The organism is Bacillus carboniphilus, assembly GCF_039522365.1.
In the GTDB taxonomy this organism is placed as follows: domain Bacteria; phylum Bacillota; class Bacilli; order Bacillales; family JC228; genus Bacillus_BF; species Bacillus_BF carboniphilus.
In genome coordinates this window covers 52,609-73,131 of record NZ_BAAADJ010000024.1, presented here as the reverse complement: position 1 = coordinate 73,131, position 20,523 = coordinate 52,609, and the positions used below count along the sequence as shown (strand labels likewise).

Genomic DNA, 20,523 nt, shown 5'->3' with positions numbered 1-20,523 from the left:
AGCTTAATAGAAAAAGGGTAAGCAATCCAACATAATGCTTACCCATCTAATACTATTAGACACCTGTCCACCGTAATCCTTTTGGAAAATGGTTTTTTAGAAGTGATTGACTTAATTTCCCCCAACCAATTGAGAATCCACCTACTTCTATTAAGTACCATCCTTTGGGACCATCCGCTTGAATGGATTCCCCTTTTAAATAGGAAATGATTTCTCGAGAGTCAGGTTGTAGATTCCATTTTTTCTTAACCTGACTTCCGTTGAGAGAAAGCGCCATGGCATGAGATGGTTCAAAGCGATTCTTCTTCATGGTTCCTAAATGCCACCCAGGTCTAACTACCTTTAATTTTTCTAGCGACAACATCTCTTCAGGTAAAATATATAATTGATCACCAAACAGTAGAAAGTTTCCCTGAGGTCTTTCCATAAGCGTTTCCTCAGTAAATTGGTTGAATTCTTTTAATTGAGATGGTTTAGTGTTCACCTTTGCAATTTTTAGCTTGGATACTTCTTCTCCATCCGTTTTTTTCAACACAGCTAAATAGTGCCCTTCACCTTGTACTTGATGTGGCCAAATTCGAACCGTCTTCCCAATCTGTTCATGTCCGTCATCTATCCAGTCCACTCTTCCCTTACCAAAACCCTCATAAACTTGAATATCCTCTATTTCAAAATAGGGATTTGACTGGATAAACTGACTAATGACTCCTTCATTTTCTTCAGGGGAAAAGGTGCAAGTAGAATAAACCAGTCTACCACCGGGACGGAGCATGGTGGATGCATGCTCCAGTATATCCTGTTGTCGAGATGAACAAACCGCAACATTTTCTAAGCTCCATTCGGCACATGCTTGCGGATCCTTTCTGAACATTCCTTCTCCAGAACAGGGAGCATCCACTAATATTCTGTCAAAATAACTAGGAAACCGTTGTGCTAACCGTTCAGGGGTTTCATTGGTCACCACAGCATTGGTTATTCCCATACGTTCAATGTTTTGGGAAAGTATTTTAGCCCGAAGAGGGTGAATTTCATTGGCTAATAAAAAGCCCTTATTCTGCATACCGACCGCCATATGAGTCGTTTTCCCACCCGGTGCAGCACATAAATCTAATACCTTATCACCTGGCTGTGCATCCATCATTTCTCCTACAGCCATTGCACTAGGTTCTTGAATATAATACAGGCCCGCTTCATGAAAAGGATGCTTCCCAGGACGATCTTCCGTTCCGTAGAAGAACCCTTCCTTTACCCAAGGGATTTTTTCTAAGGTAAAAGGAGTGATTTTAAGAAAATCCTCTACCGGAACTTTTAATGTGTTTATGCGTAATCCTTGTGCCTTATCTTCTTCATAGCTTTTAGAAAAAGCTTCATATTCTTCATGTAATAACTCCTTCATTTTGCTTTGAAAATCCTTTGGTAAATCCAACAGTATCACCTCTAAGAACTGCGAGTCTCTATATTTTACAAACGAAGGTTATTTATAAGAAACGTTAACAGTATAGCCAAGATGGCCAAAAAATTCATTGAGAACTTTTTCTGCACTGATCTCAGCCTTTTCTAGTAAGCCTACCTCTATTGCTTCTTTTTCAATTGTGGCTTGAGCTTCAGCTGCCAAATCAAAGCCTTCTGCCCATTCTACTTGACCTCGAAACAGCCCTTCATCAGAAAATGTCTTTACCTGATCCATTTGAATAGCTGGGGGCTGAATAAAGGTAGCCTGAGGTAAGACAATGGATATCTCTTTTTTCTTTTCATTAACTTGTACATCATTTTTCCTTATTTCTTGTAAATCAACTCCTGCAATTACCGTAGCTGGAACAACCAATAAGAGCTCCCGTTTAGTTCCAGGAATATTCCATTTTATATCTTTGCCAAATAATTTATTATCTTCCTGCTCTAGGATTACCTTTATATGGGCTTCTGCTGTCGCAAGAGTTGCTAAATCTTGTATATGTTCAACAAAGGGAGTACTTTCTTTTTTGAATGTACTTCCTGTAAATAATCCAATTCCTGTAATTATGACTACTAGTAAACTCCCTATTAGGAGTAAAATCCTAATCCCCCAAAATCTAAATATCAAATTAAATATAGCACCTGAAAGCTTCGGAGATTTTATCTTACTTCCCATTGTAGCTGTAGCAGCTTGCTCTTTTTGCCCCTCTTTTAATTCTTCTAGTACACTCTCCAATTGTGCAATGGTAGATTCGTTTTTACTCAATTTTGCTTGACCCCTTTTATCTCTTTCTATTGACTGTTATTTATATCTCATGTCAATCAAACTCTATCATACTATGATAACCACCTGTTTTACATCATATAGTAAAGACAAATTATCCTCTTAAATATTTAATTTAATTATATTGCTACTTTTTTCCTATTATTGTATGATTAACCAGTATTTATAGTAGTTTAGTTAACTCTTTTTTCCCACTCTTTTACTAGTATTTGATTATTAGATGCGTGTGTAAAATTTTTCAATCATAGTACTGAAAGTTTACCTCTCTGCATTCAATAATAAATAAAAGTAAATTTGCCTGAGAGGGGAGTTATTATTGAGTTATGCATTAGTATTGCAATCAGATTTTGGATTAAGTGATGGGGCAGTTAGCGCAATGTATGGCGTGGCCCACTCTGTTAGTCCTTCTATACCAGTATTCGATTTAACACATGATATCCCTCAGTACAATATTTGGGAAGCATCTTATCGCTTGTTACAAACGGTTCCTTATTGGCCAGAAAATACAGTGTTTGTATCCGTTGTTGATCCTGGTGTTGGAACCAATCGGAAGAGTATCGTTGCCAAAACAGAGTCCAATCATATTATTGTGACTCCTGATAATGGTACATTAACCCACTTACAAGAGAGCATAGGAATTTCAGCAGCACGCATTATTGACGAAAAAGTCAATAGACTACCGATGTCAGGAGAATCTCATACCTTCCATGGAAGAGATATATACGCTTTTACAGGAGCAAGAATTGCTGCTACTATCATTTGCTTTGACGAGGTTGGACCCTCATATTCTATTGACTCTATTACAAAACTACCACTATCAGAGGCTAGCATTTCTGAAGGAGTTCTAACGGGGGCTATAGATATACTAGATGTTAGGTTTGGAAATATATGGACCAACATAAAAAGGGAGCTATTCCTTCAACTTGGAGTCCAATACGGGGATTCCTTAGAAGTTACGATACAAAATGATACTCGAAATGTATATAAAAATATGATGACTTTTGGTCGATCATTTGCAGATATATGTGTGGGAGAACCACTCGTATATGTAAATTCATTGGATCATCTTGGAATTGCTATCAACCAGGGGTCTTTTGCGAATGCCTATAGTATTGGAACTGGGTCTAATTGGCGGATTTCAATTAGGAAAGCCCCAAAGATCATATATGATTAATAAAGGAGACAGAAACATGCAAAACAAAGTTCTTTCCACCAAAACCATTGTCGCTATTGGTATTGGAACAGCTGTATTTTTAATTCTTGGACGTTTTGCTTCTATTCCTTCTGGTATTCCTAATACGAATATCGAAACGTCCTATGCCTTCCTCGGCCTTATGTCTATCATTTTCGGCCCTATTGCTGGTGCACTTATTGGTTTTATTGGTCATGCTTTGAAAGATATGATTATGTGGGGGTCCATTTGGTGGAGCTGGGTTGTTGTATCTGGTGTTGTAGGACTGTGTATTGGGCTAGCTTGGAGAAAAATCAATATCCAAAGTGGTGATTTTGGCAAAAAGCAAATCATTACGTTTAACGTAGCTCAAGTTTTAGCTCAAGCATTCGGATGGTTCTTAGTAGCCCCGGTATTGGATATTTTGATTTATGCGGAGCCGGCGAATAAAGTGTTTGTTCAAGGCCTTGTTGCTGGAGCTTCTAACATGGTGACTGTTGGGGTTATTGGAACGCTTCTGTTAGCTGCCTACGCTAAAAAACGGAATAAAACAGGTAGCTTGGACATCGAAGCATAAGTTTAGCCGTTTAGCCGGGACTCTCGTTTCCGGCTTTTTTCTTTTTCCTTCTTACAAATTTTCCTATAAGACAGGTAAAATAGTGAATAAGATAGATTGTGATAATGACAGGAGCTACAAAATGAAACAACCAATGATAGAATTTAAAGACTTTAGCTTTAAGTACCGCAGTCAAGCAAAACCAACTTTATATAATATTAACCTAGAAATTTTTGAAGGGGAAAAAATCCTGATAGTTGGACCTTCTGGATCAGGGAAAAGTACATTGGCTCAATGTTTGAATGGCCTAATCCCTTTCTCATATGAAGGGGAAATCACCGGGGAACTCCTTTTTCACTCTGAGGATGCAACCCAGCATGATTTATTCACTCGTTCCAAAATGGTAGGTACCGTTCTACAGGATCCTGATGGCCAATTTATTGGGTTAACAGTGAGTGAAGATATAGCATTTTCCTTAGAGAATGACTGTGTATCACAGGAAATAATGAAGCAGCGGGTTCAAGAAGTTGCTCAGTTAGTTGATATGAGCGATTATTTGTCCTCCTCGCTACATAGTTTGTCTGGGGGGCAAAAACAGAGAGTTGCTTTGGCAGGAGTCATGGTTGATGATGTAAATTTGTTATTATTTGATGAACCTCTGGCTAACCTTGATCCCGCAACAGGAAAATATGCGATAGATTTAATTGACCGAATCCACCGAGATACGAACAAAACTATCGTTATCGTAGAACACCGGATAGAGGACGTTCTGTACCGTCATGTAGATCGAATTATCGTAATAGACCAAGGAAAAATGGTTAGTGATTCAACCCCTGCAGACCTTTTATCGTCAGATGTATTAAGACAGACCCGTTTGAGAGAACCTCTTTATATCACTGCAGTAAAACATGCAGGGTGTACGGTTTCTCCAGAGATGCAGCCACATCATATCCATTCACTTCAATTGGACACTTGTATGGAAAAAGTACGAACTTGGTATGAATCTCGACCGCTTAAACCTCAAAATATCCAGTCTGAACCTCTATTGGAGTTGGATCAAATTTCTTTTTCCTATGATAACGGTAAAGAAATTTTTAAAGATTTAACACTCACCGTTCATAAAGGAGAAATGATTAGTATTGTTGGTAAAAATGGTGCTGGTAAATCGACCTTAACCAAAATCATCTGTGGATTTGAGAAACCTACCGGTGGGCGTATCCTTTTTGAGGGACGCGACTTTTCAAAAGATACGATTAAGGAACGCTCCCTTCGGATTGGCATGGTTATGCAAAATCCGAATCAAATGATTTCAAAGCATAAAATTTTCGATGAAGTTGCCCTTGGTCTAGTGGTAAGGGGATTACCCGAGGATCAAATTAAGCACCGCGTGGAACAAACATTAAAGATTTGTGGATTATATCCATTTCGAAACTGGCCGATTTCTGCTTTAAGCTTTGGACAAAAGAAACGCGTTACTATTGCTTCAATACTTGTTCTTGAACCAGATATGATTATTTTGGATGAGCCTACAGCAGGACAAGACTTCCAACACTATACAGAAATAATGGATTTTTTAGTGGAACTTAATAAGCAAGGAATGACCATTTTAATGATTACACATGATATGCATCTCATGTTAGAGTACACGACTCGGACCATCGTCATTGGTAATGGTGGAAAAATAGCTGATGATGATTCTGTACGGATACTTGGAAATGAGAAGATCGTTCATCAAGCAAACTTAAAAGAAACATCCTTGTTCGAATTAGCGACTAAAATAGGGGTTCAAGACCCCCATGATTTTGTTGAACGGTTTATTGAGTTTGATCGAGAGGTGAGGTCATAATGGCAGTAGAAATGCTCTCCTATATTGAACGTCCATCTCCGATTCATAGACTAACCGGTGCAACCAAACTCATCTGCTTCATTATTTGGTCAGTGGCCGCAATGCTTACATATGATACTAGAATACTCTTATTTCTCTTCTTATTTAGCTTAATTGTTTTTAAGATATCAAAGATCAAAATAAAGGAAATCTCCTTTGTACTAATCTTTATCTTAGTTTTCTTGTTCATTAACAATTTTGCGATTTACCTTTTTTCGCCGGCTCAAGGAGTTGAAATCTATGGGACTAAGCACACACTCCTTGGCTCAGGACATTATGAGTTAACAGTGGAACAGCTATTTTACCTAGGAAATATTACGCTAAAATACTTGGTAGTCATACCCGTTGCACTACTTTTTATTGTAACTACACATCCAAGTGAGTTTGCCTCATCATTAAATCGAATCGGTGTTAGTTACCGAATATCATATGCTGTCGCTTTAGCATTACGCTATATTCCAGATATCCAACGTGAATTCCGTACCATTGCTTTATCTCAACAAGCTAGAGGAATCGATATGTCCAAAAAAGAAAAGCTTCCTAAAAGAATTAAGAATGCGGCATCTATCATTGCTCCTCTTATTTTTTCAAGTTTAGACCGGATTGAAGTCATTAGTAATGCTATGGAACTTCGGGGCTTTGGGAAAAATAAAAAAAGAACATGGTACAGTGCTCGACCATTTCAATTCAGCGATTATGTAGCTATTTTCTTGTTAGTCATAATCTTACTTTCATCACTAATCATTACATTTCATGATGGGAATCGATTTTATAATCCATTTAACTAAAAAGCTGATTCTAAAAATGAATCAGCTTTTTTATTTCAATATATAGTAGAATGCTGTAGGTAGTCAGAAGGACAGGTTTGAGATATTTTAGCGATTTTCCCGTCCTCAATAAAAACAATCCGATCAGAAAGACTTCTTGCATCTTCAATATCATGAGTTACAAAAATGGAGGTGATTCCTGTTTGCTTAATAATGGCTCGCAGTTCCTCTCTTATTCTCATTTGCAGCTGAGAATCCAAATTGCTAAATGGTTCATCAAATACTAATAATGAGGGAGCAGGAGCTAATGCTCTAGCAAGAGCCACTCGCTGTTGCTGACCTCCACTTAATTCGTAAGGGTACCTTTTTTTAAATTCAGAAAGGTTAATAAGAGCGAGCATTTCATCGATCCGCTGTTTTCTCAGACTTCGACTCATCTTGTTTAGGCCAAAGCTAATATTTTTTTCAACTGTCATGTGCGGAAATAGGGCATAATCCTGGAACACCATTCCGATTCCTCTTTTTTCAGGGGGTAAATAGTGTGTTTCATCTACCATTACTTTTCCATCAATCGTAATAGAGCCTTTTTTAGGAGCTTCTAATCCTGTTATAAGCCGCAGAATAGTACTTTTACCACTTCCGCTTTTACCAAGGATAGACACTATTTCTCCCTTTTCGATACTTAAAGAAAAATCTTTTATTGTTAGATGCTTCGCATTCTTATACTGATATTGCAATTGATCAAGTTGAATAAACATTATTTAGGTTCCCCCTCTAGAACTTTATGGAAGAAAAAAATACAGATTCCACTAATTAGAATGATGAGTACAGATGCGGATGCTGCTTCATTGACCATTTCATCATTTGCATAAACAAACGCCTTGGTTGCTAAGGTTGAAAAGTTAAAAGGCTGTAACAGCATCGTTAGTGGCAATTCTTTTAGGATGTCAACAAATGCCAAAATAAATCCCCCGAGCAAACTAGCCTTTACTAATGGTAAGTCCACTTTGTAAAAGGTTCTAAATGTGGATGATCCAAGAGTTCTAGAAGCCTCTGTAAATTGATTTCCTACCTTTTCAAAGCCTGCTTCAACAGAGTTATAGCCAACCGATAAAAAGCGAATTACATAGGCTGCCACTAGCATAATAAAGCTGGTTCTGAAATAAAAGGTCAGGTCAATATTAAGTTGAGTAAAGATACTGTAGACCCAATCGTCTAATGCTATAAAAACAGTAACTACACCAATCGCAATAATAGCTCCTGGAATTGTATATCCAACAACTGTAACTTTTGAAAGAATTTTAGTAATGAGCCCTCGATATAGCCTTGTATAGTTTGCTACAATCAAAGCCACCGAAACGATAATAGCAGCTGATATGGTAGCCACAAACAAAGAGTTTTTAACTAGAGTTATAAATTCAGCGGTGAGAATTTTATCATGGGTCATGAACACCCACATAACGAGCTGAAGGAAAGGAATGAAAAAAGCTAAACTAAAGATAAGAAAAGCATAACCAAAAGCTATCCAGGCTTTTAATCCTGTTAATCTCCTTGGTTGGATCGGTCTTACTCTTGTGGTTGAATAGCTAAAACGTTTTCGTCCTCTAAGAAGTTTCTCCAGGATTAGAACAGTCATGACAACGATCATAAGTGTACCTGCTAGTTTAAATGCCGAATCTAAATCCCCCATTCCAAACCATGTTTGAAAAATGGCTGTTATAAATGTTTGAATTCCAAAATATTTAACAACGCCATAATCATTGATGACTTCCAACAAAACAATCATCACTCCACCAATGATCGCAGCACGGGAAAGGGGAAGAATAATTTTAAAAAAGATTTTAAAAGAACTGACTCCCAACAGCTGAGCTGTTTCAATTATGGAAGCAGATTGATTCTCAAGAAATCCCTTTGTTATTACATAAATATAAGGGAAGAGAAACATCGTAAAAATAAAAATAGTCCCTTCCATTGTTGCTAGGTTAATATATTTGGGATTAACCTGTATATCAAAAACATTACGTAAAGTTGACTGAACTATACCTGTATAGTTAAAAATACCTTGATATGTGTAGGCTCCAATAAAAGGAGGTATAGCTAACGGTAAAAACAGTGCCCACTTAAGGAAGTTCCGTAAAGGAAAGGTATAGGCAGTAATCAGCCATGCTAAGCTAGAACCTATTACAGTTGTAAAAACCCCTGTAAAAACGAGTAGAATAACAGTGTTAGAGACAATATCAAAGAGCAGGTATTCTTTAATGTGCTGCCAATTGTCATTTCCTTTAGTAAAAAATTCTACCCCCACAATCAGGTTTGGCAATAAAATGAGCCCAATAATAGCAAAGCTAAGTATCGCCCAAATATTCACTTGTTTTTTAACATGATGTGTAATCTTCATTGTAGGCACTTCCTTAAGAGGCTAAATCAACCATACCCTTTATCGTAAACCAAATGTAACCGTACCACAAAAAAGGTACGGTACATATATTGATTTTATTATTTCCAACCAACTTCATTGAAAATTTGAATGGCACGAGAGTTATTCTTACCAAGAACTGTTAGATCAATATCTTGCTCTATAAAATCTCCCCAAGATTTAAGTGTTTCAGAAGGTTCAACAGAAGGATTTACTGGATACTCGTTATTCCCTTCAGCAAATATTCCTTGTGCATCTTCACTGGATAGGAATTCAATAAATGTAATAGCATTTTCAATATTCTTTGAATGCTTCGTTACAGCAGCTCCGCTGATGTTGATGTGTGTACCTGTTGTCTCTTGGTTAGGGAAGAATACCCCAATTTGTTCTCCAACTTTTGTATCTTCTGGGTTCTCAGAGTTAATGAGTCTTCCAATATAATAGGAATTCACTACTGCGACATCTGCCTCACCAGCAGCAATAGCCTTCATTTGGTCTGTATCCCCACCTTGAGGATCTCTTGCCATATTTTTAACAATTCCAGCAGCCCATTCTTTCGCTGCCTCTTCGCCATTTATTTCAATAAATGAACCTAAAAGAGATTGATTATAAATATTTTCAGAAGAACGAATAAGTAGTCTTCCATTCCATTGATCCTCTGTTAAAGCTTCATAGGTTGATAGTTCAGAAGGATCTACACGATCTTTTGCATAAGCAATTACACGAGCTCTTTTCGTTAATCCAAACCAATGATTTTCAGTATCACGTAGCTTCTCTGGAATATTAGAAAATAAAATATCACTTTCAACCGATTGAGTCAGGCCTTTTTCCTTTAAACGTGCTAAGTTCCCTGCATCAGAAGTAATAAAAACATCTGCCTCTGAAGCTGGACCTTCACGATCAAGACGCTCCATTAACTCATCACCATTACCTTCAATCACATTAACCTTAATACCAGTTTGTTCTGTAAATTTATCATATAATTCTCGATCTGTATCATAGTGTCTACTTGTATATAAATTTACAACGCCTTTATCTTCTGTATTTGATGATGTTTTTCCATCACTTTTTTCATTATTTGAATTACCACAAGCTGCAAGGATCATTAAAGCTGCTATTATCATTACACCAAGTGTATACATACGCTTTTTCATTTGAAGCACTCCTTATATGTAATTTGAGATAATGAAATTCATTCTCAATTACAAGTATACTGATAATCATTCTCAAGTCAACTGTTTTTTTATCAAGCTAGTTAAATAAGGTTGCTATTATAAATATTTATTTTCAGTACAAACTAAACATAAGAAAAGGGCTCTAAATACAAGGAATTATATAAAGCAAAGAAGGAGTTCTTGAATGGTTTTTTTCTTTTATGTGTTTATTAACCTGTTAGTCCTATATTTATTTGTAAAAATGAAAAAGAAACTCCACATCCTTGAAATTATGGTCTATTGGATGGTTGCCTCTTATCTATTTCAAAACTTCTCTGCACTTTGCTATATGAATTTCAAAACATTGATAATTAAAGACATTCTTAGTATTGAATTTACACATTTTATTAATCGAATCATTCTTTATCCTGTGGTCTTAGTGATGTTCCTAATCTTTTATAGACGTGCTGATTCACTCCTTCATAAGTTCTCCATATTCATTAGCTTTTTACTAATTTTGGTTGGTCTAGAATGGTCAGCAGACTATTTAGGGGTGATTACACATGTAAATTGGAGAATTTGGTGGTCATTTTCCTTTTGGTTCTTTAGTTTATTGTTTTTAGTAGTTGTTATGAAGCTTTTTCGTAGAGTTCTTTTTCAAGGTGGCTTAAATATATGAATGTTACCTTTGATTGGAATGAATGGTTTTTTATCATTTCTTCGATTCTGGCATTTACTGTTTATTGGCCCATCCGGTCTTATTTTCCTCGTGTTATTGTTATCATGATTTGGGTATATAACATTACGCTTGTTGCAACGATTGATTATTTTCTCTTAGCCACCCCATTTAAACTTTACATATTTGGTGATAACCCCACCTACGAGCTTTCTGGAGCACTCTTTCATTTTTTTATGTACCCTTGTGCTTCTTTAATCTTCCTTTATGGCTACGATAAATTTGAGCTCTATGGGAGGAAGCTTTTTTGTTATATCTTTTTTTGGACAGTCTTTGCTTTGTTATTTGAATGGGTTACCGTGAAAAATAAAGCATTAACTTATACTGGCTGGAGTCTCTATTATTCCATTCCAGTCTATCCTGTTGCGGCTATTATGTTAGTTCTATTTTTTAGATTTATTAAAAAAAAAGTGGCTGAGTTTCCGTATCATGAAATGCCTTAATAAAAACAAAAAGTGGTATAGGCAATCACCTGTACCACTTTAACTTTCCTATTCAAAAAGCCTTACATATTGTCCGTACCCTTCTTCTTCAAGCTTATCCTTCGGTATAAACCTAAGAGCTGCTGAGTTGATACAATATCGAGCATGATCCGGTCCAGGGCCATCATCAAATACATGACCTAAATGAGAATCTGATGTTTTAGATCGTACCTCAATTCTTCTCATTCCATAAGAAGTATCTAATTTCTCTTCTAATTCCATTCGTCGAATCGGCTTTGTAAAACTTGGCCACCCACATCCAGCATCATATTTATCTTTTGAACTGAAAAGCGGTTCTCCGGAAATAATATCTACATAGATTCCGTCCTCTGTATGATCCCAATACTCATTTCGAAAGGGTGGTTCTGTCGCATTATTTTTTGTGACCTCATACTGTAATGGAGTTAATTCTTTACGTAGTTCTTCATCGCTTTTTTGCTTTTTCCAGTTCTCACGTATAAATTTAGCACGCCCAGATCCCTCTTTATACAGGTTATAGTGGAATGAATTCTTTTTGTAGTAATCTTGATGCTTCTCTTCCGCTCTATAAAACGGAGCAGCAGGTAAAATCTCCGTCACAATCGGCTTTTTAAAACGCCCACTTGCCTCTAGATCCGCTCTGGAGTGTTCAGCTAACTCTTTTTGATTCTCATTGTGATAAAAAATAGCTGTTCGATAGGACTGACCTCTATCATTAAATTGACCGCCTGGATCTGTTGGATCAATTTGCTGCCAAAAAAGCTCTAATAACTTTTTATATGGGAATACCTCAGGATCAAATGTAATTTGAACAGCTTCATAGTGCCCGGTAGTATCAGAGCATACTTCCTCATAGGTTGGATTTTCTTTATGCCCTCCTGTATAACCGGAGACTACCTCCTTAATACCTGGTTGCTCATCAAAAGGGGAGACCATACACCAGAAACATCCTCCAGCAAATGTAGCGATTTCGTAGGAATTTGACATATAACGTTCACTCCTTTTCTATTATGTAAAACTAGAGTATTTTCCCTCTGCTATTTCTTGTTTATTCAATGTGCTCTACTCATAAACATTATATCATCGAGAATTTGCAATGTATAAATGGAGAACTCTTTCTTGTGGTTAATGTGTCGTCTACTTTTTTATTACTTAACTTCGCAATTTTTGTTGTTTTCCATTATGATAAGAGAGATATATAGTTCTTTATTTTGGAGTGACTTCATGTTGGAAACGAAAAAATCACTTCCCATTCTCTTTGCTGTTATGTTTCTTGTAATGGTTGGATTTGGGATTATTATTCCGGTATTACCTTTTTACGCTGAAGAAATCGGCGCCTCTCCTACACAACTAGGATTTTTAATGGCTGTTTACTCACTAATGCAGCTTTTATTTGCTCCAATGTGGGGGCGGATCTCTGACAAGATCGGTAGAAAGCCGGTTATCATGATTGGGATTTTTGGGCTTGCTCTTTCATTCTTTTTAATGGGAATCGCAACCCAGCTTTGGATGCTTTTTGCCGCTAGGATAATCGGGGGCTTTTTATCCTCTGCTAATATGCCTACTGTAATGGCCTATGTGGCCGATATTACTTCTGAAGAAGACCGCGGAAAAGGCATGGGGATAATTGGCGCGTCAATTGGACTTGGATTTATTTTCGGACCCGCTATCGGGGGAATATTCTCTGAACAAAACTTACATACTCCCTTTTATTTAGCTGGGGCTTCGTCTCTATTAACTTTTGTTCTTGTCTTATTTTTATTAAAGGAATCTTTACCTGAAGACAAAAGAAGCCAAGGTCAACAGAAAAGAGCTCCTATATCCGAAATGTTAAAAGGACGCCTTTCCTTCTTATTTTTCCTTCAATTATTTGTTTCTTTATCGCTATCTGGCTTAGAAGCAACCTTTGCGTACTTTGCAGCTGAAACAGCTGGTTTAGGCACAGTAGAATTAGGCTACATTTTCATGATTATGGGATTAGCTGGTGCAATCGTTCAAGGTGGTTTAGTCGGAAGATTAACGAAACAGTTTGGGGAAGGATTTGTCATACAGATCGGAATTTTTGTCTCTGCTGTAGGCTTTGCTCTCATTTTATTCACTGAGAGCTTTGTTACAGCCGCAATCTTTTTAACGGTGTTTGGGATCGGAAATGGGCTCATTCGACCTAGTGTTTCTTCTTTGCTAACTAAACAATCAACAGCAGGACATGGTAGTACAACCGGATTACTGTCTTCCTTTGATTCCCTTGGAAGAATCATCGGCCCACCATTAGGAGGCTTGCTTTTCTCAATGTCCATTGGTCTCCCTTATATTTCCGGTATTCTATTATCCGGTATTGCATTTATTTTATATAGAGTGTTTCATCACAAGCAGAATAGCAAGGTAGGAGGAAGGTAATGTACCTTTCTCTTTTTTTATATAATTTGTTGTTTCAACATATATATAAATGTTGAAATTAAATATGGCAGGAGGTATGTATGAGTAATCAAAAGCATCCGTCTGAAAGGCCTTATTTAAAGACCCATAGTTTACAACCTGAGAATCAGGAAACACCCATCCAATTTATCGAAAATAATCATGTCCATCCCAAACTTTTTTACAGGCGAAATCACTTTTTATTCCCGCAGCTGTCTTATTCCAATTATTTTCTTACAATCAATGGCTACGTACAAAAACCACGTGTCCTTTCTTTACAGGAGATTTATCAACTTCCTTCAAAAACGATCAAAGTACTGCTTGAGTGTTCTGGAAACAAACGTCATTTTTTTAAACCAAAAGTTTTTGGAGAACAATGGGAAAAGGGGGCCATCAGTCAAGGATATTGGACGGGGGTTCCCCTACGAAACCTTCTTGATAAAGTTGGACTAAGAAATGGCGCAAAAGAAGTCGTTATAGAAGGATATGACTTCGGAGAAAGATCTGATTTAGATCACCTATACAGTTTTACTAGAAGCTTACCTTTAGAGAAAGCACTCCATCCCGACACCCTCATTGCATATGAATATAACAACGAACCGATTCCTTTTAAACACGGATACCCCTTACGCTTAATTGTCCCACAATGGTATGCCATGGCCTCAGTTAAGTGGATTAAACAAATAACCATTATTGATAAGGAGTTCGCAGGACCTTTTCAATCTATAGATTATGTCTATTACCCTAACAAGGATGATAACGAAGGAGCACGACCTGTTACTACCATAAACGTAAACTCAACTATCCAAAAACCATTAAATCGAGAAATACTGAATACAGGGAAACACACGATTAAAGGAATTGCATGGACTGGAACTGGATTTGTTAAAAAGGTAGAAATCAGTACAGATAACGGGGATACCTGGATAACTGCCAATTTGGAAAACCAGGATACTCATGGGTACGATTGGGTTAACTGGTCCTTTGAATGGGATGTGACGAAAAAAGGGGAATACACAATTTTATCAAAAGCTACTGATTCAGCTAATCGCACTCAACCAAAGCAACCATTTTGGAATCGAAAAGGATATGGGTATAATGCAATTGACACAATTCATGTGAAAATTGAATAGTTGAAAAGGATTGGCCGGTAATTCATAAGAAAAGGATGAGGAGAAAACCATTTATGTTTCTCCTCATCCTTTTGCGTTTATCTAGCCGGACACTGGTTCCGTTATTCTTGTAAAAATAGCAGTTTTCAAGGAGGAAACGGACTCTCGTTCCGCTATTACACTGTTTTATGGTCTTTTCTTGCTGATTTATGCCAAATAACGGATTCTCTGTCCACCAAACCCACAAAAACACACATTTTTGTGCAGATAACGGATCTCCTGTCCACTTCGCTCCACTAACCGGACACAGGTTCCGTTATTCATATAAATATGGCTATTTTCAAAGTCTTTCTAAGACAAACCCCTGTGATTATTCCTTAACCGGAGGTACCACACAGCTACCATCTGCACAAAATGCATCGTTACTATCATTTCCTGATAAATCTTCAAATTTAGGCTTTGGATTTTCTTCCTCCCATACCTTTTGAAGCGCACCAACGAATGTTTCTAAGGGTTGAGCACCAGAGATTGCATATTTTTGATTGATGATAAAGAATGGAACCCCGCTAATACCGTACTGACCGGCTAATCCTTCATCAATTCGAACATCGTTTGCGTATGCATTTTTATCTTTTAAAATTGCCAATGCATCCTCTCTATCAAGGCCAGACCCTTCAGCAATATCTAAAAGTGTATCGATATCACCTAAGTTTTTTGATTCTGTAAAATATGCGTAAAGGAGCTTTTCTGTAATTTCCTTTTCCTTACCCTGCGACTTTGCAAACTTTGCTAAGCGGTGTGCATCAAAGGTGTTCGTTGGTTTCATTTCGTCAAAATTAAAAGTAAGACCTACACTAGCAGCCTGTTGACCTACATTTTGGTTGGCTTGCTTAGCTTGTTCTATAGTCATTCCGTACTTTGTAGCAAGTGCTTCATGAATACTTTTTCCAGAATACTCAGGAGCGTTTGGGTCAAGCTCAAAGCTTTTGAACTCTACCTCTACTTGATCTTTGTGCGGAAATTGCTCTAATGCATTTTCTAATCTACGTTTCCCTATATAACAAAAAGGACAGACGAAATCTGACCATACTTCGATTTTCATCTAAACACCTCATTTACTTTTGTAGTTGAATTGTAGCATATCCGGGATAAGACTCAAAAAATAATGCTTACTAAAAATTAGTTTCTTACCATCTCTACAAAATGAGATAATATTTTCGCAGTTAATCCCCAAATTACTTTATCTTCATATATGTAGAAATACTCATCTATTTTTCTCATTCTCCAGTTATAGTTTTTTCCGCCAATAATTAAATCATAAGGGAAGTTTTCATCTGGTTGGACATTCACATTAACATGGTGAATTTTTGGCTTGTTTTCTAAGAAGTAAGTAAGGGGGACAGTAAAAACTTCTGCCACTTCCTCTTTGTTCGGCTGGATAGATTCTGGGGAGTTAAGAACACCAACAAATGGATACACCATCATACCAAAAGGGGATACCATATAGTCTAACGGAAATACATCAACTATATTCTCAACTTCTATCCCAAGCTCTTCACTTGTTTCTCTCAAAGCAGCCTGCCTTTCATCATGATCCTCTCGGTCGATTCTCCCACCCGGAAAACATATTTCTCCTGGTTGCCTTCTAAGCTTATGGGAACGAACTTCAAATAAGATATGTACCTCATTATTTTTGTGAATAAGAGGGAGTAATATTGCGTATTTTGAAAAATCCTTGCTTCCAAGTATAGAAGGGGAATGATTTTTGGCTTTGTTTAAAATTGAATGTAAATCCATCATATCTCTCCCATCCATCATTGAGTTTCTCCATCATACCAATGTTCTTTTATACTCAGTATATCATACGCTCACCGTGTCTCATGGTGTGGAAAACAGCTTACACAGCGGTCGAAATTGAAAACGTTTTGACATCCTGTTCATAATGGGTTACATTATTTATGTACGAACATTTGAAAACGAAAGTAATTTAATATTCGTGTTTAGGGGTGTAACTCATGGAAAACGTATTTGATTATGAAGATATTCAACTAATTCCAAATAAATGTATAGTAAATAGCCGTTCTGAATGTGATACAAAGGTAACTCTAGGTGGACGAACATTTAAGCTACCTGTGGTGCCTGCTAATATGCAAACGATTATTGATGAGAAAATTGCTCTTTATCTAGCTGAAAATGACTATTTTTATATTATGCATCGCTTCCAACCAGAAAAGCGTTTAGCTTTTATCCAGGATATGCATGCACGAGGTTTATTTGCGTCTATTAGTGTTGGAGTGAAAGAAGAAGAATATGATTTTATCCAACAATTAGCAGATGAACGTGTAATCCCAGAATACATTACGATCGATATTGCCCACGGTCACTCTAATGCAGTCATTAAGATGATTCAACACATAAAAGGTCTTTTACCAGAAAGCTTTGTCATTGCGGGGAATGTGGGAACTCCTGAAGCCGTCAGAGAGTTAGAGAATGCTGGTGCAGATGCTACAAAAGTAGGGATTGGACCAGGTAAAGTCTGCATTACTAAAATCAAAACTGGTTTTGGAACTGGCGGATGGCAACTAGCTGCATTGCGTTGGTGTGCCAAGGCTGCAAGTAAGCCTATTATTGCTGATGGTGGAATTCGTACACACGGTGATATTGCCAAGTCCATTCGCTTTGGTGCGACTATGGTTATGATTGGTTCCCTATTTGCTGGACATGAAGAATCACCAGGAGAAACAGTTGAAAGAGAAGGGAAGCTATACAAGGAATACTTTGGTTCTGCTTCGGAATTCCAAAAAGGCGAAAAGAAGAACGTAGAAGGTAAAAAAATGTATGTCGAGTATAAAGGTGCCCTACAAGATACGTTGACGGAAATGGAGCAGGATTTACAATCCTCCATCTCATACGCAGGCGGAAATAAATTAGATGCTATTCGAAATGTAGACTATGTGGTAGTAAAGAATTCAATCTTTAACGGAGACAAAGTATACTAAAACTGAAAAAAACGGTTCTTGTATTTCTAAAGCTATAGAAACACAAGAACCGTTTTCTTTTATCCTCCCCAACTAGTCCAGCCTTTTAATTTTCGAGCCATTCCTTTTTCTGAACTCATATTTTTCCCTCCCATCAATAGAGAAGCTCCATAAGAATGCAAAGGAAATAATGTTATAATAATATATAATTGTTATTTTCTGAAAAGTACTTTGCAAAACCCAAGCCAGTTTTCATTTAGCATTATAGCAAGTAAGAAAACATTTAAAGAGGTAAAGTGATTACGGAGGAGTTTCCTCTCTTAAGGGGAGTGGATGATGAAGATTGAGGAAATATATATTACACTTCGAGAGAAATTTGCAGAGGTACAAAATGGTGAACAAATAAACGTAAGCTTATATGACTTAGCTGACGATTTGTTTTATTCTCTCCGAAATATGCGGATTGTCATTAAGAAAATGAATAGCTTTGGATGGATTACCTGGATTCCAGGAAGAGGGAGAGGAAATAATTCATCTATCATTTTTCACCTTTCCGTTGAAGAGGTTCAACTAGAGTTATTTAAAGCCATGATATTTGATGGTAAAGAAAATGAGGCTTTTATTAGGGTAGAATCAGAAGCTCCCTCCATAAAAATGGAGTTAACGAATTGGTATTATAAATCTAAATTTATTGTTTATTATGATCCCACTTTAAATAGACAATTTGTCCGTATTAGGGAATTGATTACAAAAGAAAATGTGGATATATATTGTAAGGCTATAAAAGAGACATTAGAAAAAACCTCCCCAGGATTCACTATTCTAATTGATATGATGAGTGAAATAACAAACACTCCTGATGTTGAAGACGAAATGGAAGAACTCCGACAATTGGCAAGTGATAAAGGTGTAAAAGCCATTGCCTTATACACGAGTTCTTCCTACCTAATCCCATACTTAAAACTAAGATTGGATGAAATGGGTTCCAATCTTATCTTCCCCAGTAGGGAGGCAGCTGAAAATTTCTTAGACTCTCAGTGAGATTCAATAACACCTATCACTAAAAAAGAGGGTTATCTCAAATTAGAGAAAACCCTCTTTTTTACTAACTAATAGACTGAATCTATTCCTTCATCTGCTGCAACTGCCACGGCATTTTTCGGGATGAATATTAATATAACAAAACCAATGATAAATAGGATAACCAGACTAAAAACGCCTAAGGCAGAACTACTGGTTAACTGTGTTGTTAATCCAACCAAAAAGGGACCTGTCACTGCAGCAAAGCGTCCGAAAATATTGTAAAAGCCAAAGAATTCGTTTGATTTCTCTTTTGGTACCATCTGCGCAAAGTAAGAGCGACTCAATGCTTGTATGCCACCTTGAGAAGTCGCAACCAACATAGCCAAAATCCAAAAATCTACTATTGTCTCCAGGAACATTGCATAAATACATACAATTATATAAATGATGATACCTGAATAGATCATTTTTTTTGCCCCAAATTTATTGGCTAGCTTTCCGAATAATAGAGCAAACGGGGCTGCAACGATTTGAACCGCTAGTAGGGCAATAATCAGGTCCACAGAGCCTAGACCTAAATCTGTCCCATAGGCCGTTGACATCGAAATGATGGTTCCAACGCCATCAATATAAAAAAAGTAGGCTAACAAAAACAGAAAAATGGTACGATATTGTCTAATTTCTTTAAAGGTTTGCCAAAGTCGTTTAAAGCTATTTACCACAATCCTAGGCTCCCGCTCCGCACCATGCCTTTGTTTAACATGCTTCAACATCGGTATAGTGAACAGAATCCACCAAACACCTGTAATTAAAAATGCAATTCGACTGGCAGTGGTAACGGATAGTGGGATCACGCCATTTTGAGATGAAATGATAATTGCGATACAAATTATAAACGGAATCACACTACCAATGTAACCTAGAGCGTATCCTCTAGCTGATAATTCATCCATTCTCTCCTTCTTTGTAACGTCTACTATATAGGCGTCATAGAAAACATTAGCTCCTCTAGCTCCTATGGATGTTAAAGTATAAACAATGAGCAAAATAAACCAGCTATCACTTGGTACAAACAGTAAACCTATGGTCGATAAAGTCCCTAGTAGAAAGAAGAAAGTAAAGAACTTTCTTTTCATACCTTTGTAATCAGCTATTGTTCCTAAAATAGGGCTCAACAAAGCCAAGATAAATGTAGCAATTGAAATAGTATACCCTAAGTAAGCCGTAGAATCTGAAGCCTCTATACCTGCGTTATTGGCAACCGTTTTATAGTAAATTGGAAAGATTGCAGTCGTAATGATAATAGAATAGGCTGAGTTTGCCCAGTCATACATCATCCAACTTTTTTCAACCCTACTAAACTTCCCCACCGTCACTCCCTCCCTTATGGATAGTGTATATCAAGTGACTTAAAGTTTATATCTATTTTTAAGAATTTTACAATTTTTATAAAAGTTTAATAATCCGAAAGTACATCCAATTTAAGGGAAAAACGGAATCTTTCAGCATTATCCAGCATTCTACAAAATTAGTCGATTTTATTAACAGGTTATGACAAAATTTTCAGAAAATATCTTATATAATGGTGAAAATTTGCTTTTTATAGGAGAAGA

General features: G+C 36.9%; 19 protein-coding genes and 1 pseudogene. 10 read left to right on the top strand and 10 right to left on the bottom strand.

Annotated features, from left to right (window positions below; genetic code table 11):
• Window positions 1–55: 55 nt before the first annotated feature.
• Window positions 56–1,435, bottom strand: coding sequence for an RsmF rRNA methyltransferase first C-terminal domain-containing protein (locus ABDZ91_RS13890; protein WP_343799937.1), 1,380 nt, complete (start codon window positions 1,433–1,435; stop codon window positions 56–58).
• 39 nt (window positions 1,436–1,474) lie between these two features.
• Window positions 1,475–2,218 carry a DUF4230 domain-containing protein gene (locus ABDZ91_RS13885; protein ID WP_343799936.1) on the bottom strand — a complete coding sequence of 248 codons (744 nt, stop codon included), beginning with the start codon at window positions 2,216–2,218 and terminating at the stop codon, window positions 1,475–1,477.
• A gap of 394 nt (window positions 2,219–2,612) precedes the next feature.
• On the opposite strand from ABDZ91_RS13885, the gene ABDZ91_RS13880 reads away from it, so the two are divergent.
• The 4 genes from ABDZ91_RS13880 (at window position 2,613) to ABDZ91_RS13865 (ending at window position 6,636) form a co-directional block, all read left to right on the top strand.
• Window positions 2,613–3,410: an SAM hydrolase/SAM-dependent halogenase family protein gene (locus tag ABDZ91_RS13880; RefSeq protein WP_425541835.1), complete on the top strand. Its 798-nt coding sequence runs from the start codon at window positions 2,613–2,615 to the stop codon at window positions 3,408–3,410.
• Window positions 3,411–3,426: 16 nt separating this feature from the next.
• Window positions 3,427–3,984, top strand: coding sequence for an ECF-type riboflavin transporter substrate-binding protein (locus ABDZ91_RS13875; RefSeq protein ID WP_343799932.1), 558 nt, complete (start codon window positions 3,427–3,429; stop codon window positions 3,982–3,984).
• A gap of 121 nt (window positions 3,985–4,105) precedes the next feature.
• A complete protein-coding gene (locus ABDZ91_RS13870; protein ID WP_343799930.1) occupies window positions 4,106–5,809 on the top strand; it encodes an ABC transporter ATP-binding protein in 1,704 nt (567 codons plus the stop codon).
• Window positions 5,809–6,636 (top strand): energy-coupling factor transporter transmembrane component T family protein, encoded by an 828-nt coding sequence (locus ABDZ91_RS13865; protein ID WP_343799928.1) that lies wholly within the window; start codon window positions 5,809–5,811, stop codon window positions 6,634–6,636. Before ABDZ91_RS13870 ends, ABDZ91_RS13865 begins: the two co-directional genes overlap by 1 nt.
• 35 nt (window positions 6,637–6,671) lie before the next feature.
• Here the strand turns inward: ABDZ91_RS13865 and ABDZ91_RS13860 are convergent, their stop codons facing one another.
• From ABDZ91_RS13860 to ABDZ91_RS13850, 3 genes are all read right to left on the bottom strand, one after another.
• Window positions 6,672–7,373 (bottom strand): ABC transporter ATP-binding protein, encoded by a 702-nt coding sequence (locus tag ABDZ91_RS13860; protein WP_343799926.1) that lies wholly within the window; start codon window positions 7,371–7,373, stop codon window positions 6,672–6,674.
• On the bottom strand, window positions 7,373–9,013 hold the full coding sequence (locus tag ABDZ91_RS13855; RefSeq protein WP_343799924.1) for an ABC transporter permease: 1,641 nt from the start codon (window positions 9,011–9,013) through the stop codon (window positions 7,373–7,375). The genes ABDZ91_RS13860 and ABDZ91_RS13855 overlap by 1 nt, the downstream gene beginning before the upstream one ends.
• Window positions 9,014–9,111: 98 nt before the next feature.
• Window positions 9,112–10,185, bottom strand: a complete 1,074-nt coding sequence (locus ABDZ91_RS13850; RefSeq protein WP_343799922.1) for a Fe(3+) ABC transporter substrate-binding protein — start codon at window positions 10,183–10,185, stop codon at window positions 9,112–9,114.
• Window positions 10,186–10,390: 205 nt separating this feature from the next.
• Here ABDZ91_RS13850 and ABDZ91_RS13845 point away from each other — a divergent pair, with 205 nt between their 5' ends.
• Both ABDZ91_RS13845 and ABDZ91_RS13840 read left to right on the top strand, forming a co-directional pair.
• A complete protein-coding gene (locus ABDZ91_RS13845) occupies window positions 10,391–10,864 on the top strand; it encodes a hypothetical protein (RefSeq protein WP_343799920.1) in 474 nt (157 codons plus the stop codon).
• Window positions 10,861–11,364, top strand: a complete 504-nt coding sequence (locus tag ABDZ91_RS13840; protein ID WP_343799918.1) for a hypothetical protein — start codon at window positions 10,861–10,863, stop codon at window positions 11,362–11,364. Before ABDZ91_RS13845 ends, ABDZ91_RS13840 begins: the two co-directional genes overlap by 4 nt.
• A gap of 48 nt (window positions 11,365–11,412) precedes the next feature.
• On the opposite strand, the gene msrB is transcribed toward ABDZ91_RS13840, so the two are convergent.
• Together msrB and msrA are read right to left on the bottom strand one after the other, a co-directional pair.
• Window positions 11,413–11,862 carry a peptide-methionine (R)-S-oxide reductase MsrB gene (msrB, locus tag ABDZ91_RS21975; RefSeq protein ID WP_425541834.1) on the bottom strand — a complete coding sequence of 150 codons (450 nt, stop codon included), beginning with the start codon at window positions 11,860–11,862 and terminating at the stop codon, window positions 11,413–11,415.
• A pseudogene (gene msrA, locus ABDZ91_RS21970) lies at window positions 11,848–12,369 on the bottom strand (peptide-methionine (S)-S-oxide reductase MsrA); the annotation flags it as partial. The pseudogene msrA and the gene msrB, both read right to left, overlap by 15 nt.
• A gap of 240 nt (window positions 12,370–12,609) precedes the next feature.
• On the opposite strand from msrA, the gene ABDZ91_RS13830 reads away from it, so the two are divergent.
• Together ABDZ91_RS13830 and ABDZ91_RS13825 are read left to right on the top strand one after the other, a co-directional pair.
• Window positions 12,610–13,779 (top strand): MFS transporter, encoded by a 1,170-nt coding sequence (locus ABDZ91_RS13830; protein WP_343800016.1) that lies wholly within the window; start codon window positions 12,610–12,612, stop codon window positions 13,777–13,779.
• Window positions 13,780–13,859: 80 nt separating this feature from the next.
• Entirely contained in the window at window positions 13,860–14,930 is a 1,071-nt protein-coding gene (locus ABDZ91_RS13825) for a sulfite oxidase (protein ID WP_343799914.1), read from the top strand.
• Between the two features lie 349 nt (window positions 14,931–15,279).
• Here ABDZ91_RS13825 and ABDZ91_RS13820 read toward each other — a convergent pair whose 3' ends face one another.
• Both ABDZ91_RS13820 and ABDZ91_RS13815 read right to left on the bottom strand, forming a co-directional pair.
• Window positions 15,280–16,011 carry a DsbA family oxidoreductase gene (locus ABDZ91_RS13820; protein WP_343799912.1) on the bottom strand — a complete coding sequence of 244 codons (732 nt, stop codon included), beginning with the start codon at window positions 16,009–16,011 and terminating at the stop codon, window positions 15,280–15,282.
• A gap of 77 nt (window positions 16,012–16,088) precedes the next feature.
• Window positions 16,089–16,706: an NUDIX hydrolase gene (locus ABDZ91_RS13815; protein WP_343800014.1), complete on the bottom strand. Its 618-nt coding sequence runs from the start codon at window positions 16,704–16,706 to the stop codon at window positions 16,089–16,091.
• Window positions 16,707–16,924: 218 nt separating this feature from the next.
• On the opposite strand from ABDZ91_RS13815, the gene guaC reads away from it, so the two are divergent.
• Window positions 16,925–17,908: a GMP reductase gene (gene guaC, locus ABDZ91_RS13810; RefSeq protein WP_343799910.1), complete on the top strand. Its 984-nt coding sequence runs from the start codon at window positions 16,925–16,927 to the stop codon at window positions 17,906–17,908.
• 312 nt (window positions 17,909–18,220) lie between these two features.
• The gene (locus ABDZ91_RS13805; protein ID WP_343799908.1) at window positions 18,221–18,928 is read left to right on the top strand and encodes an SgrR family transcriptional regulator; all 708 of its coding nucleotides are present in this window, start codon (window positions 18,221–18,223) and stop codon (window positions 18,926–18,928) included.
• Between the two features lie 68 nt (window positions 18,929–18,996).
• Here ABDZ91_RS13805 and ABDZ91_RS13800 read toward each other — a convergent pair whose 3' ends face one another.
• Window positions 18,997–20,280 carry an MFS transporter gene (locus ABDZ91_RS13800; RefSeq protein ID WP_343799906.1) on the bottom strand — a complete coding sequence of 428 codons (1,284 nt, stop codon included), beginning with the start codon at window positions 20,278–20,280 and terminating at the stop codon, window positions 18,997–18,999.
• Between the last annotated feature and the right edge of the window lie 243 nt (window positions 20,281–20,523).